Genomic DNA, 14,263 nt, shown 5'->3' on the forward strand with positions numbered 1-14,263 from the left:
ACAAAATCGAATTTTGTCCACCACTGTCCTAAAAGAAAAAGCGTATTTTGATATTTAGTTCAAAATACGCTATCACTCTTATTGAAGGAGGATGCCATAGCATGTTGTCATTATTTTAATATGGAAAGTATCGTCGCTACAGAATGATCTACAAATGAACGTTCTGGACGAGATTTCATGAGGACGGTCAGTCCTATGAAAGAAACGACCAGTGTTTGTGCTAAAGCTTTAGCATTCAGGCTGCTTTTGAGCTCACCCGAGCGAATACCTTGAACAATTCTTTCTTCGAAAATGACGGAAAGATACATCTGATGCTCTCTTGTCAGAATTTCAAATTTCTCTTCGTGTGGCGCAAGCTCCACTATTGTATTGATGCAAAAACACCCTTTACTCGGACCATCTCTATATTCCTCTTCTACTAAATCTGCAAATAATGTATGAAATGCTTCCTTGACAGAAAGTTTGTTTTGAAGTTTTGTTCGAATATGGGCAGCATGCTGCTTTGTGTATTTGCGTAATGCGGCCTCAAATAATTCCTCTTTATCTCCAAACGCTGAGTATAAACTTGGCCGCTGTATTCCCATTTTTTCAGTCAAATCGCTTAATGTAGTGGCCCTATACCCCTTTTCCCAAAAAAGCACCATTGCCTCATCCAATGCTTTTTCCTTGTCAAATTCCCGTTGTCGAACCATCAGCAATTCCTCATTTCAACATTAAAATTTCTTCACAAAGTCAGGTATCTATTTTTTGATATTATTGTCTATTTGATTACCAGTCGGTACATTATAATTTTATTTTATCGACGTATGATTGTCAAATTTCCTTCCTCTTTCAAGATGAAAGTATTGACTTTAAAATGTTTTGTTGGTTATCCTTAACAGTAATCATAATATACCGATCAGTATATTATACTTTTTAGTACAAAAGGAGACGACGACATGCATGGTGAAAGAAAAAATCATTTCCATAGAACATCTTGATTTGGAAACGGCTCATTTACAAAACAAACCGAAGCAAGCGATGACTCGCTATATGGCTCTGCTTTTTGCGTCAGCCTGCGGGATGGCAGTTGCAAACATATACTTTGCACAACCGTTATTAGACTCCCTCGCATCCGAGTTTGGCATCACCTATTCATCCATTGGCATTGTCATTACGATTACTCAGCTTTGTTATGCACTAGGACTGCTACTGATCGTACCACTTGGTGACCTGTTCAATCAAAGGCGGCTCATCATGGCTCAGATGCTAGTATCCGTGTTATCTCTGATTCTAGTCGGCATCGCCCCTACTGCCACCGTCCTGTTTATAGGGCTGGCTTCCGTCGGCATGCTTGCTGTGGTCACTCAGGTACTCGTAGCGTTCGCAGCGACATGGGCTGCTCCTGAAGAACGAGGCCGTATCGTGGGCTTGGTTCAAAGTGGCATTGTGATTGGTATTCTTCTCGCACGAACGTTTGCTGGTGTACTAACCGATCTCGCCGGCTGGAGGTCAGTCTATCTCGTGTCTGCCGTTATGATGCTCATCATAACCGCCGTGTTATACCGGTATCTCCCGCGGGCTGACAGCGAGAGAGCGTCAATATCCTATATGAAGCTGCTTGCTTCAATGTTTACATTGTTCAGACAAGAAAGAATTCTTCGCATCCGAGGCATACTGGGTTTTCTGATCTTTATCGCGTTTGGTACGTTGTGGACTTCGCTCGTGCTGCCTCTCAGCAGCTCGCCACACAATCTTTCACATACGGCGATCGGTGCATTTGGACTTGCTGGAGTTGCCGGAGCATTAGGCGCTACTCGGGCTGGAAGCCTTGCTGATCGAGGCTTAGGACAATTAACAACTTGTATAGCCCTTGTCCTATTATTCGTTTCATGGTTTTTTATCTTTTTCACTGAATATTCACTCATTTTATTAATCATCGGTATTATTATTCTTGACCTATCTGTGCAAGCCGTACATGTGACCAACCAAAGTATGATTTTCACAGTGCTGCCTGAGGCGAGAAGCCGGCTCACTGCTGCTTATATGATTTTTTACTCCATCGGCAGTGCGACTGGTTCCATTGCTTCCACTAGCATATACGCAAACAATGGCTGGAGCGGAGTATGTTTATTTGGCGCCTCTGTTAGCGCTATTGCCCTTTTATATTGGTTCATCACCTACCGCCTCACGGAACAAATAACCGTAAAATCAGATTGATAATAAAAAAACACCGCGTTTAAGCGGTGTTTTGGATTAAGCATCGAAAACTTCGACTTTTTCCATTCCTTGGCCTTGTTCCATATCTAGAACAGCCTCGATACCAGATGTTACTTTGCCAAAAACAGTGTGAACACCGTTTAAGTGCGGCTGCGGGTCATGGACGATAAAGAATTGGCTGCCGCCCGTGTCTTTACCGGCATGCGCCATTGATAATGAACCTCTTTCGTGTTGATGTGGATTCCCTTCTGTTTCACATTTAATTGTGTAACCAGGACCGCCTGTTCCATTACCGTTTGGATCGCCACCTTGGCTTACGAAGCCTGGGATGACGCGGTGGAATTTCAATCCATCGTAGAAGCCTTCATTCGCTAATTTTTCAAAGTTTGCTACTGTCCCTGGAGCAGCCTCTGGGTATAGTTCAAACTCAAGTTTCTTACCATTCGTTAGTTGTATGTATCCTTTTTTTGCCATTTTTCACATTCTCCTTTCAGGTTAAACAACGCTCATTATAGCACATTTTCGGTCATGTTAAACATCCCCTGCTCTTTGATTGTGATTTACCTCTTTTCTTAGGATTGATACAATAGAAGAGCTCGATCCTTTTTTCCTATTAAATTGATAACAGAATGAGCAACAGGTCTTTATTTATTGGAAAAGGAAAACATCTTAAAAAGAAAATTGAAACGTCGAATCGATTTGTTACGTCTATATGATGGAGTACATTTCTTTACGTGTACTCAAAAGATGAGTTTCTCTTGAAAGAGGAACCCTTTCGACTTGAAGGAGGTCAACATGTTTAAAAAATCAATGCTTAGTATGATGGCAGCGCTCCTTTTCCTCATTGGTGCGCCAAAAGTCAGCTTAGCGGATGCAGCTGTCGGCGATGTCATCGTCACACTTGGGCAAGACTTAACTCCGGCTGATCGCCAAAAGGTGCTTGACGAGTTGAATCCACCTGAAAATGCGACAAAAATTGAAGTAACCAATAAAGAAGAGCATGAATATTTAGGAAAGTATATCCCCCGTTCTTCTATCGGGACGAGAGCATTATCATCTTCATCTATCACCATTGAAAAATCAGGTACTGGTCTGACTGTGGATACACATAACATCAAGACCATTACAGATGAGATGTATTTAAATGCTTTAATGACAGCCGGTGTCAAGGATGCTAAGGTTGTTGTGACTGCACCGTTTGAAGTTTCTGGGACAGCCGCACTGACAGGTTTATTAAAAGCCTATGAAGTGTCTAGCGACAAAGCCATTCCAGAAGATGTGAAGCAGGTAGCAAACGAAGAGCTTGTGACAACGTCTAAATTGGGTGACTCCATCGGGAAAGACAATGCTTCTGCCCTTATTGCAAAAATCAAGGATGACATTGCGAAAAATGGTGTCCCTAAAACAACAAAAGAAGTAGAAGAAAAAGTGGATCAGGCTGCTTCTGATTTAAACTTAAATCTAACGCAAGATCAAAAGGATCAGCTTATTTCTCTATTCGATAAAATGAAGAACATCAATATCGATTGGAACCAGGTAGGATCTCAAATCGATAAAGCAAAAGACAAGATTACGAAATTCATAGAATCAGATGAAGGGAAAAACCTACTTCAAAAGATTTGGGATTTCTTTGTCTCCATTTGGAACGCGATCGTCTCTGTATTTACTGGAGGTAAATAAGTCATTATAAAAAGCTGCCTGATGTGCAGGCAGCTTTTTTACGTAGATGATTTCACTTTTGATTGATAAGGTAAATCAAGTTTGACAATGTCCGCATATGTTTCACGTTCAACCACAAGCTGCGCTTCCCCGTCTTCTACAAATACAACAGCCGGGCGCGGGATGCGGTTATAGTTATTTGACATACTGTAGCCGTAAGCTCCGGTACAAAAGACAGCTAATAAATCTCCTTGTGATAACTCTGGCAGATCGATATCCCAAATAAGCATATCTCCGCTTTCACAGCATTTCCCTGCAATAGAAACTGTTTGATTGTGCGATTGGCTCATTTTGTTGGCACTTGCTGCTTCATATTTCGCTTGATATAATGCTGGACGAATGTTGTCACTCATTCCCCCATCTACCGCAACATAATCGCGAATGCCAGGTACGTGTTTTGATGAGCCGATCGTATAAAGCGTTGTTCCTGCGTCACCAACAAGAGAGCGGCCTGGCTCAATCCAAATCTCCGGCATATCAAACTCATAGCGTGTCACGTTCTCTTTTACAGCTTGGATAATTTTCTCGACGTATTCTGTCGCAGGAAGTGGTTCATCTTCTTCTGTATAACGGATGCCAAAGCCGCCGCCTAAGTTTAACACGGTCGAAATAAAACCAAATGATCCTCTCCATTCATCCAGCTTCAAAAAGATCTTGTCTGCTGCAAGGACAAAACCAGCTGTATCAAATATTTGTGATCCGATATGGCAATGTACGCCTAAAAGTTCGATCACTTCTGATCCAAGCACTTGTTTCACCGCTTCATCCGCTTGTCCATTGTGAAGGTCAAAGCCAAATTTGGAATCCTCTTGGCCTGTTGTAATGTAATCATGCGTATGCGCTTCGACACCTGGTGTGATACGGAGCAGCACTTTCACCTGTTTTGACAGCTCTTGACCAAGCTCTTCAATGAGCTTCATTTCGTAGAAATTATCTACAACGATACAGCCGATCTCGTGCTCTAACGCCATTTTTAATTCATCTCTACTTTTATTGTTGCCATGGAAATGAATTTTTTCTACCGGAAACCCAGCGCAAATGGCTGTGTGAAGCTCCCCGCCTGATACGACATCAAGAGATAATCCTTCTTCCTTGGCAAGTTGAAACATCGCGATGGAGGAAAATGCTTTACTCGCATATGCTACCTGCGCTTTTAACTCTTCTTCTATAAATGCTTTTTGAAAGCTTTTTGCACGCTCCCGTATTAAAGCCACATCATATACATAAAGTGGTGTCCCATACGTTTCAGCTAAAGAAACGGCATCAACACCACCAATTTCTAAATGACCGAGTTCATTTTGTCTGCAAGTGCCGTGTAAATACAATGTCATTCCCTCTTTCTCCGCCTCGGCTGAAAAAAGACAGCTGCGTGAGCTGCCTTTTTGCCGTTTCTCAAAGTTAAAAATACAATATCACAATCTTCAGCCACTTTCAATGAGCGTTAAGAATTTGGCGGAATTTTTGATCTGTTTTGAGGGTGAACAATGCTTGGCCTTACTTTTGAGCCAGGAACAGACGTCCGAATCAGCACTTGCCACAAAGCCTTCCCGTTAAAAGGAAGAAATGGCCACATATAAGGCGTCTGCAATGAACGAATGGATGTTAAGTAGATGAGTAACAACGTAAAACCAATGATGAGTCCATTCAGCTTAAAGATCGCCACGAGCGCTAATATGATGAGTCGTACAATCTTATTGGCGACACTCAGCTCATAGCTTGGGGTTGTAAATGTACCGATTGCCGCTAGTGAGACGTATAAGATGACCTCTGGTGTAAATAAACCGACATCAATGGCAATTTGCCCAATTAAAACAGCCGCAATCAGCCCCATGGCGGTCGACAATGCAGTTGGCGTATGAATTGCAGCCATCCTTAAAAATTCCACCCCAAAATCAGCTAGAAATACTTGTAAAATCACTGGAATATGGGACGGTTTGTTAAAGCCAATATAGCTTAAATTATCTGGCAGAAGACTTGGTTCAAGGATAAACAGAAACCAAATTGGTAAAAGAAACGTTGAACATAAAATGCCTAAAAAGCGTACCCATCTTAGGAACGTACCAACTGCAGGTGCTTGGCGGTATTCTTCTGCATGTTGAACGTGGTGAAAAATGGTGGTTGGCGTAATGATGACACTAGGAGATGTATCCGTAATGATGATGACATGCCCTTCTAGTATATGGTTAGCAGCGACATCTGGACGCTCGGTGTAACGTACAAGGGGAAAGGGATTGTATCCTTGTTTAATAATGAATTCTTCAATTGTTTTATCAGACATCGTCAGCCCGTCGACTTTGATTCCTGACACTTCTTTCTCTATGATATCGACAAGATCTGGGTCCGCAATATCTTCAATGTAGCAAACACATACATCCGCTTTCGAACGTTCGCCTACTTTGAGCATTTTGTATCTCAGTTTTTCATCTCGCACCCGTCTTCGTATGAGTGCTGTATTGACAATAATGTTTTCAACAAAACCGTCTCTTGCGCCCCGGACAACCTTTTCTGTATCCGGCTCCTCTGGCATTCTGCCAGGATAGCTTCTGACATCAATGATAAATGCGTAGTTTTCACCTTCAACTACAACTGCCACAAGGCCCGACAGCACTTGGTCTACCGCTTCATCAAGTGTTTCAACCTTTGAGACCTGCTGATTGACAAGACGATTCTCAATCACACGAGCCATGTCATCTGATTCAGGTTCGTTGTCATTGATTTCAACTAGCTCTTTTAATAAGTAGATGACATACTGTGTATCACACAGTCCATTTACATAGTAAAGTTGGATTTCCTGATCGTGTATATAAATTTTCCGCACGCCAAGGTCAAAGCTGAGACCCATTCCGACATTTTCTTTAAAGTAATCTTCATTTTTCTTCGGATCTCGGTACACGTTTACCTTGTCTTTCTTCATGGAAACCACTCCTTTCTAAAATTAATTCAACTGCTTTCATTGTGATCGGAGATCCTTTGCTCAGATCATCTTTCCGTCCCATTTTGCCAATATCTCCAATTCCAACAACAAACGGCAGATCGAGCGAGTCAAGACAATACACGGTATCTCCGCTCATTTTATGAGGCTCCATTTCGGGAAGACCATGCTTGTCGACACCGTATTCTGTCAGTTCACCCTCCCGGTCAATGGAAACATGAACCTTTGTCCATTCAGCTTGATGCGTTTTGGATGCAACGGCGATCGCCCCAATGACTTCAATTTCAGGATGACGCGCCACATGCTTCATCGCTATCTCCCCTGTTCCTTCACCTGTCAGGCCAGAATCATCAAACATGACAAACACTGGATCATTCGGCGTTTTTAAAATCATCTGCACAAGTTCAGGTCCTGTTCGTTTGCTTGGATTTCCTTTTGAGCTGGAAATACATCGCCCACCGACATTTTTAGCAGCAAGCTCAATGGTTTTGGCAGCATATATATCTCCGTCTGTCACTAAAATGACTTTTCGTCTTTGCCCCATATTAGGTTATCCTTTCGGTTTAAAGATAAGAGCGATAATAAATGAGAATAAAATCGCAGCTGAAATTCCAGCAGAAGTTAATTCAAAAATACCGATCCCGATTCCGATGAACCCGTGTACATCTGCCTGATGCATCGCTCCATGAAGCAAGCTATGACCAAAGCTGACGATTGGTACGGTTGCGCCCGCACCCGCAAATTCAATAAATTTATCATAAATACCGAATCCGTCTAAGATGGTGCCCGCCACAACAAAGGTGGTCATGACATGTGCAGGCGTAAGTTTGAGTATGTCTAGTAAAAGCTGACCAATGACGCAAATAAGTCCGCCTGCAACAAAAGCGATAAGATAATCCATTAGCTCTCTCCTCCTGCACGCTCAAATACGACACCGTGCGCAATGGTTGGAATGGTCTCTTTTTGCTGGACCATCATTGGACTTAGAAGCGCTCCGGTTGCCACAACGAGTACTCTTTGCAGATTTCCTGCTTTCATTTCTTGAAAAATGTGACTAAATGTCACAACAGCTGAACAAGCACAGCCGCTCCCACCAGCGAATACATTTTGATCGGGTGTATAGATGATTAAACCGCAATCATCATGCTTCCTCCCAAGCTGAATGCCTTCTTCCTTCAGAAGATCCTTTAAGATTGGTGAACCAATACCAGATAAATCCCCTGTTAAAATCAGATCGTAATCGTCCACCGTTCTTCCGAGGTCTTCTAAATGCTGCTTGATGGTATCTGCCGCTGCCGGAGCCATGGCCGATCCCATGTCAAATGGATCTGTAATTCCAAGATCCATCACCCTGCCTACTGTAGCGCTTGTAATTTGAATTGGAGAGGTCTCCTGGCTAATAATAACGGCCCCGCTCCCAGTGACGGTACTTGTGGCTGTATCTGGCTTTTGTCCGCCGTATTCTGTTGGATTACGAAATTGGCGTTCTGCCGTTGCATTATGACTGCTTGTCGCTGCAATGGCTCTATTGGCAAAACCGCCATCAATGAGTGCAGACGCAATGGCGACCGATTCCATTGAGGTTGAGCATGCCCCAAACAAACATAGAAACGGGATTTTTAGTTCTCTCGCCACATAGTTTGCTGTGACGTTTTGATTAAGTAAATCTCCTGCCAGCAATAGATCAATATCGCTTTTTTGCAAATTTGCTTTTGATAAAGCACTGGATATCGCATCTTCCATCAGTTTTCTTTCAGCCATTTCCCAGTTCTTTTGATCACAATGCATTTCGTCATACGTTTTATCAATTAAATGACCAATCGGTCCTTCTTTTTCTTTCGGCCCTGCAGCTGTTCCCTCTGCATTGACGTAAAGCTTGTGCTCAAAAACCCAAGATTGTTTACCTGTTAGTTTCACGTTTCATTCCTCCTACGAAAACATCTTTTCCAAGACGTATCGAATGATCCCTACGACATATGCCGAGACGACACCAAATACAATGACGTTCCCAGCGAGCTTAAACATATTTGTGGCAACCCCTAAAACAAGCCCTTCACTTCTATGCTCAAGGGCAGCACTTGTCATACTGTTTGCAAATCCTGTCACCGGAACAGCCGATCCCGCTCCGGCAAACTGGCCGATTCTATCGTAAATACCGATACCAGTTAATATAGAAGAAATTAAAATGAGGGTCGCCACTGTTGGGTTCCCTGCTGTTTTTTCATTAAAATCAAAAAAGTGAATATAGAAATGTTGCAGCCCCTCGCCTATGGCACAGATCAATCCACCAACAAGAAAAGCCTTGATGCAGTTGAGGACATAAGGAGGTTTAGGCTGATACGTTTTCACCTTAGATGGATAGTTCTCTTTTAAACTCGACACGGTTGTTCCCTCCAAATTTTTAAATATAAATCAGCCAATGGAATAGTGAACCAAATACTTTGCCTAAGACAATGGCCATGAGAAGCAAAACAATTTTCCCGTCCATTCCAATTCTTTTCGTTAATATAGGAAGTACATTTAATACTTCAGTCAGCGCAGCTGCAAGCATGCCGACGAAAATGCCTGCTAAAAGACCGATCGGGAGCGCCAGCCATTTGGATAAATGCAAATGCACCTCGCTCAAGGTTGCCCAGCCGCCAACGACCGCCCCGGTGATGACAGCTGCCTCGTATCCTTGTATGAAGCGCTGCGTTTTCGTTAATTGCATTAAACGAGGGATGATGCCAAGCACTGTGAGAAATGCCACAAACCCTGCTCCTACCGTTAAACCGCCGCCAAGTCCAACTAACGCGACAAAAAGCCACTTACCGATCATGGATATCTTTCATTGTCTCTTTATTTTCTTTAAGGGCGACATAATGATCGAGATCGAGCTGATATTTAAACATCTCCACTTCGAGCGGGCTTGGTTCTTCATTTAAACGCTTTTTAAATACATGATTGAAAAATAAAATCATGCCAAAGCCTAGTCCAAAGCTGTATGGAATTTGCAATAAATAAGGATGCTCAACCGTTTTTCCTGTGATCATTTCATATAGGCGGATATGAACGAGCCGCATACTGACATCCTCGTGGAAATTCATAATGGCAAGCGCCGCTCCGACAAATAATAGGAGCCACACGAACACAAATAAAATCGGAGAAAGCTGGCGTTTGCCTGTATCAATTTCAACAATGGCTTCAGCGCCTCCGACGGTTTGAATGTCGATGTCTGGCCATGTTTTTTTGATCGTTTTGACCACATGCATGATATCAAGAACGGCGATGTGACGATCCTTTTTACTGACATGATATATCGGCATCTTGCTAAGCTTTTGTACAGCAAACTCATCACCAGTGATTTGGGCGATATCTTCTAAATAAATGAGCTGATCATTACCGGTCTTAATGCGATGGCGCAGCCGAAGAAAGATTTGTCCGTCCATCCAAGTCACTTCCTATACGATGGGTTAAAAATAGTATGTGGTGAAAAATGGTTCTCATACCGAGAGAACTTGATTTACCGGTAATTACCACACGAAAAAAGCCAGCCGAATTGGCTAGCTCTCTTTTTGATCCATTTGCATTTGGATTTGTTTTAAAATTTTCTTTTCGAGCCGCGAGACTTGTACTTGTGAAATGCCGAGTCTCTCCGCTACCTCAGATTGTGTTTGGTCTTTATAATATCTTAAGTACACAATGAGTTTTTCTCGTTCTTCTAATTCCTTGATCGCTTCTTTCAGCGCGATTTTATCAAACCATCTTTCTTCTGAATGATCGGCAATTTGATCAAGTAATGTAATCGGGTCCCCGTCATTTTCATACACCGTTTCATGAATCGACGACGGCGTTCGGACCGCTTCTTGGGCGAGGACGACATCCTCTGGTGTGATATCAAGATATTCGGCTATTTCCTGGACGGTCGGCATTCTTCCGTGAGACTTAGACAATTCATCTCTTGCCCGCCGGATTTTATTTCCGAGTTCCTTTAGTGACCGGCTGACTTTGACTGTTCCATCATCTCGAATGAATCGCTGGATTTCACCAATGATCATTGGGACAGCATAGGTCGAAAACTTCACATCATATGACAAATCAAATTTATCAACAGATTTTAGCAGTCCAATACAGCCAATTTGAAACAAATCATCTGGTTCATATCCTCTATTTAAAAAGCGCTGAACAACGGACCAAACAAGACGCATGTTTTTTTCTACGAGGAGGTCTCTTGCTTGCTGATCACCGCCTTGGCTTTTTTTGATGAGCTCTTTGACTTCATCATTTGACAGCTGGGCTTTTTTTGCTTGCTTTTTTACCTCCACATCCATATGAGCAGCTCCTTTAATTACAAAGCGCTTTGCTTTTTGATAGATGCTTTGTTAAACGGATGGTTGTGCCCATTTCTGGAGATGAGTCTATCATGACATCATCCATAAAATTCTCCATAATGGTAAAGCCCATTCCAGAGCGTTCTAAGTCTGGTTTTGTCGTGAAAAGCGGCTGTCTTGCTTCCTCAAGATCTGTAATGCCCATCCCTTCGTCACGGATGGTGAGGTACACAACATGGTCATCAAGTGTGACTTCGATATGCACCTTGCCATCTGGATTCCCATCATAGCCATGGATAATGGAGTTTGTCACCGCCTCTGACACAACGGTTTTGATTTCTGTTAATTCATCTAATGTCGGATCAAGCTGGGCGATAAACGCCGCGACTGTCACCCTCGCAAAGGATTCATTTTGACTTAAAGCAGAGAAGGTCAGGTTCATTTCATTCCTCATGATGCCACCCCCAATGTTTGCAATGCCGTTTGCTCTGAAGGCTCCATACGGATGATTTTAAATAAGCCAGACATATCAAATAACCGGTTCACTGCTGGCGAAATAGCACAGACGACCATTTCTCCGCCAAGCTGTTTAATTTCTTTATATCTTCCTAAAATCACTCCGAGACCTGAGCTGTCCATAAACGTTAAATCAGCCAAATTCAGCACAATGTGGCGAATGTCCTCTGTTTCCAAATAATTCGTCACCTTTTGTCTCAATGTTTCTGCGGAGTGATGATCGAGCTCTCCTGTTAATCGAATGCAAAGTACGCTCTCTTTTACTTGAAAATCAATATCAAGGCTCATCTTTTTATTCCTCCTTGCTCTAATTTCGGATAAAGATTGTTTCTCTTTTTTATCAAGTAAATCCTTCACCATGACAAAACTAGTGACCATTCGTCACATTTAGATGTTCTTTTCTTCTTCCTCATAGCAAAAAGACTGCCTGTTTCAGCAGCCTTCTCCTTTTTATTTCCATTTCACAAATTCAGCCATCGCTCGTTTGAAGAATGTCCAAACGCCCGCTTTTTCCATTCCTTCTTTGGCTTGTACAGGGCTTTCATGCAGCACTTTTCCGTCTTTTTTCAAGACAATGGTTCCAAGTTCCGTTCCTTTTGAGAATGGAGCCGTAACATCCTGAGACAATTTGATTTCTTTTTTAATCTGATCCACATTTTCGCCTTTTTTCGTTAAAAGGGAGATTGGTTCAGAGGTGACAAGCTGAATTTTTTTCTTTGTCCCTTTGCTTACCTTGATTTCAGCTACATCTTGTCCTCGTTTGTAAAGTGGGTGTGTGGTGTATTGACTAAATGCATAGTCTAACATTTTGACCACTTGAGCGTTTCTGTCTTTCGGTGTACTTGCGCCGAAGACAACTGCAATGACGCGCATGTTTCCTTTTTTAGCGGTTGCGGTCAAACAGTATTTGGCTTCGCCTGTAAAACCTGTTTTCAACCCATCGACACCTGGATAAAATTTAATCAATCGGTTCGTATTCACAAGCCAGAATTTTTTATCGGTGTTTTGACGGAGATAGTCTTCGTAGACCCCTGTGAATTTGGTGATTTGTTCATATTTCATCAGTTCTTTTGCCATTTTTGCCATATCATGAGCTGAACTGTAATGGTCTTTTTCAGGAAGTCCTGTTGGGTTTTGAAAGACCGTAGAGGTGAGGCCGAGTTCTTTTGCCTTTTTGTTCATTTGCTCCACAAACTGTTCTTCAGATCCTGCAATATGCTCTGCCATGGCAACTGAAGCATCATTTCCAGACGCAATCGCAATGCCTTTCAGCATTTCTTTCACGGTCATTTCTTCTCCAGGTTCAAGGAAGATTTGTGACCCTCCCATTGAAGCTGCATAGTCGCTTGTTCTTACCTTGTCAGTCATTTTCAGTTTTCCTTGATCAATGGCTTCCATGATGAGAAGCATCGTCATGATTTTGGTCATACTTGCGGGTGCCAGCTTTTCATCGCTGTTTTTGTTGTAAAGCACTTTTCCCGTGTCACGTTCTATTAAGATGGCTGATTTGGCTTCGTGCACCAATTCTGATGTTTGTTTTTCTTCTGGTTTTTCAATCTTTTCTTTTGCTATCGCTGATGGTGAAACCATTGAGATAAGGATCATTAAAATAAACAATGCACATATATGACGTTTCAAGTGGCAGACCTCCATTATCGTAATCCTTTCTATTTTTTCCTCATCGAGGCTGTTTTATTCAGAGATCGTATGATTGCCATAAAAAAAGCCTTCTGTCGATAAACAGAAGGCTTCTTAAAACATGCTATGAGAGTTGTTTGACAATGTCTTTTACTAAATCAAGGAAACTCGCTTTCACTTTTTCGGTTACTTCAATGACTTCATCATGAGACAGCGGCTGATCTAAAATACCTGATGCCGCATTAGAAATGCATGAAATACCTAGCACTTTGATTCCTGCATGACGCGCAACAATCACCTCTGGGACCGTCGACATGCCTACAGCATCTGCGCCAAGTGTTCTAAGGAAACGAACTTCAGCCGGTGTTTCATATGAAGGACCTGTCATCCCTGCATAAACACCCTGCTGTACAGATATGCCTAACCGCTGAGCTGTTTCTTCTGCAAGTGCCAGCAAATCTTTATCGTATGGGGCAGACATATCAGGGAAACGAACGCCTTGACTGTCATTTGGACCAATTAATGGATTGGTCCCCATCATATTGATATGATCTGTAATCAGCATGAGATCGCCTGGATGGAATGAAGTATTCACACCGCCGGCTGCATTTGTCACGATGCATGTCTCAATGCCAATTTCTTTCATCACACGGACTGGAAACGTCACTTGCTTCATATCATATCCTTCATAGAAGTGAAAACGTCCTTGCATCGCACATACGACAGTGCCTTTCAGCGTCCCGATGACGAGCTGTCCTGCATGACCCTCTACTGTTGAAATAGGGAATCCAGGAATATCTTCATATTTCAATTTGATTGGATTTTCAATCTCATCTGCTAAAATGCCAAGCCCTGAACCTAAGATCAATCCAACTGTTGGTACGTATGTCGATGCTTGTTTAATGTATGCCGCCGCTTCTGAAAACTGTGCTCCCACGAGATTTCCCCC

General features: G+C 42.5%; 17 protein-coding genes. 2 read left to right on the plus strand and 15 right to left on the minus strand.

The features are described 5' to 3' along the window. Positions 1–110: 110 nt before the first annotated feature. Entirely contained in the window at positions 111–692 is a 582-nt protein-coding gene (locus MHH41_RS10525) for a TetR/AcrR family transcriptional regulator (RefSeq protein WP_106032594.1), read from the minus strand. 250 nt (positions 693–942) lie between these two features. On the opposite strand from MHH41_RS10525, the gene MHH41_RS10530 reads away from it, so the two are divergent. Next, positions 943–2,199, plus strand: coding sequence for an MFS transporter (locus tag MHH41_RS10530; RefSeq protein ID WP_340866295.1), 1,257 nt, complete (start codon positions 943–945; stop codon positions 2,197–2,199). A 36-nt stretch (positions 2,200–2,235) separates the two neighbouring features. Here the strand turns inward: MHH41_RS10530 and MHH41_RS10535 are convergent, their stop codons facing one another. After that, positions 2,236–2,673, minus strand: coding sequence for a peptidylprolyl isomerase (locus tag MHH41_RS10535; protein WP_003215505.1), 438 nt, complete (start codon positions 2,671–2,673; stop codon positions 2,236–2,238). A 321-nt stretch (positions 2,674–2,994) separates the two neighbouring features. On the opposite strand from MHH41_RS10535, the gene MHH41_RS10540 reads away from it, so the two are divergent. Beyond that, positions 2,995–3,879 carry a DUF1002 domain-containing protein gene (locus MHH41_RS10540; RefSeq protein ID WP_003215933.1) on the plus strand — a complete coding sequence of 295 codons (885 nt, stop codon included), beginning with the start codon at positions 2,995–2,997 and terminating at the stop codon, positions 3,877–3,879. Between the two features lie 38 nt (positions 3,880–3,917). On the opposite strand, the gene lysA is transcribed toward MHH41_RS10540, so the two are convergent. The 13 genes from lysA to MHH41_RS10605 all read right to left on the minus strand — a co-directional run bounded on the left by lysA (position 3,918) and on the right by MHH41_RS10605 (position 14,251). Beyond that, entirely contained in the window at positions 3,918–5,243 is a 1,326-nt protein-coding gene (lysA, locus tag MHH41_RS10545) for a diaminopimelate decarboxylase (protein ID WP_340866675.1), read from the minus strand. Positions 5,244–5,359: 116 nt separating this feature from the next. Continuing rightward, positions 5,360–6,832 carry a spore germination protein gene (locus tag MHH41_RS10550; protein ID WP_050943818.1) on the minus strand — a complete coding sequence of 491 codons (1,473 nt, stop codon included), beginning with the start codon at positions 6,830–6,832 and terminating at the stop codon, positions 5,360–5,362. Beyond that, on the minus strand, positions 6,786–7,394 hold the full coding sequence (locus MHH41_RS10555) for a stage V sporulation protein AE (protein ID WP_003216039.1): 609 nt from the start codon (positions 7,392–7,394) through the stop codon (positions 6,786–6,788). The genes MHH41_RS10550 and MHH41_RS10555 overlap by 47 nt, the downstream gene beginning before the upstream one ends. A gap of 6 nt (positions 7,395–7,400) precedes the next feature. Next, positions 7,401–7,751 carry a stage V sporulation protein AE gene (gene spoVAE / locus MHH41_RS10560; protein WP_003215479.1) on the minus strand — a complete coding sequence of 117 codons (351 nt, stop codon included), beginning with the start codon at positions 7,749–7,751 and terminating at the stop codon, positions 7,401–7,403. Then, positions 7,751–8,767: a stage V sporulation protein AD gene (gene spoVAD / locus MHH41_RS10565; RefSeq protein ID WP_003215736.1), complete on the minus strand. Its 1,017-nt coding sequence runs from the start codon at positions 8,765–8,767 to the stop codon at positions 7,751–7,753. Before spoVAD ends, spoVAE begins: the two co-directional genes overlap by 1 nt. 12 nt (positions 8,768–8,779) lie before the next feature. Beyond that, positions 8,780–9,232 carry a stage V sporulation protein AC gene (gene spoVAC / locus MHH41_RS10570; protein WP_003215687.1) on the minus strand — a complete coding sequence of 151 codons (453 nt, stop codon included), beginning with the start codon at positions 9,230–9,232 and terminating at the stop codon, positions 8,780–8,782. Between the two features lie 19 nt (positions 9,233–9,251). Further along, positions 9,252–9,668 carry a stage V sporulation protein AB gene (locus MHH41_RS10575; RefSeq protein WP_044141069.1) on the minus strand — a complete coding sequence of 139 codons (417 nt, stop codon included), beginning with the start codon at positions 9,666–9,668 and terminating at the stop codon, positions 9,252–9,254. Beyond that, positions 9,658–10,278 carry a stage V sporulation protein AA gene (locus MHH41_RS10580; RefSeq protein WP_003215534.1) on the minus strand — a complete coding sequence of 207 codons (621 nt, stop codon included), beginning with the start codon at positions 10,276–10,278 and terminating at the stop codon, positions 9,658–9,660. Before MHH41_RS10580 ends, MHH41_RS10575 begins: the two co-directional genes overlap by 11 nt. 114 nt (positions 10,279–10,392) lie before the next feature. Then, positions 10,393–11,160: an RNA polymerase sporulation sigma factor SigF gene (sigF, locus tag MHH41_RS10585; RefSeq protein ID WP_340866300.1), complete on the minus strand. Its 768-nt coding sequence runs from the start codon at positions 11,158–11,160 to the stop codon at positions 10,393–10,395. A 13-nt stretch (positions 11,161–11,173) separates the two neighbouring features. Further along, entirely contained in the window at positions 11,174–11,614 is a 441-nt protein-coding gene (spoIIAB, locus tag MHH41_RS10590; RefSeq protein WP_012010447.1) for an anti-sigma F factor, read from the minus strand. Further along, positions 11,611–11,964 (minus strand): anti-sigma F factor antagonist, encoded by a 354-nt coding sequence (gene spoIIAA, locus MHH41_RS10595; protein ID WP_012010448.1) that lies wholly within the window; start codon positions 11,962–11,964, stop codon positions 11,611–11,613. The genes spoIIAB and spoIIAA overlap by 4 nt, the downstream gene beginning before the upstream one ends. Positions 11,965–12,126: 162 nt before the next feature. Next, on the minus strand, positions 12,127–13,281 hold the full coding sequence (locus tag MHH41_RS10600; RefSeq protein ID WP_445661620.1) for a D-alanyl-D-alanine carboxypeptidase family protein: 1,155 nt from the start codon (positions 13,279–13,281) through the stop codon (positions 12,127–12,129). Positions 13,282–13,438: 157 nt separating this feature from the next. Continuing rightward, positions 13,439–14,251: a purine-nucleoside phosphorylase gene (locus tag MHH41_RS10605; protein ID WP_003216045.1), complete on the minus strand. Its 813-nt coding sequence runs from the start codon at positions 14,249–14,251 to the stop codon at positions 13,439–13,441. Between the last annotated feature and the right edge of the window lie 12 nt (positions 14,252–14,263).

This window comes from Bacillus sp. FSL K6-1145 (assembly GCF_038003425.1).
Classification (GTDB): Bacteria; Bacillota; Bacilli; order Bacillales; family Bacillaceae; genus Bacillus; species Bacillus pumilus.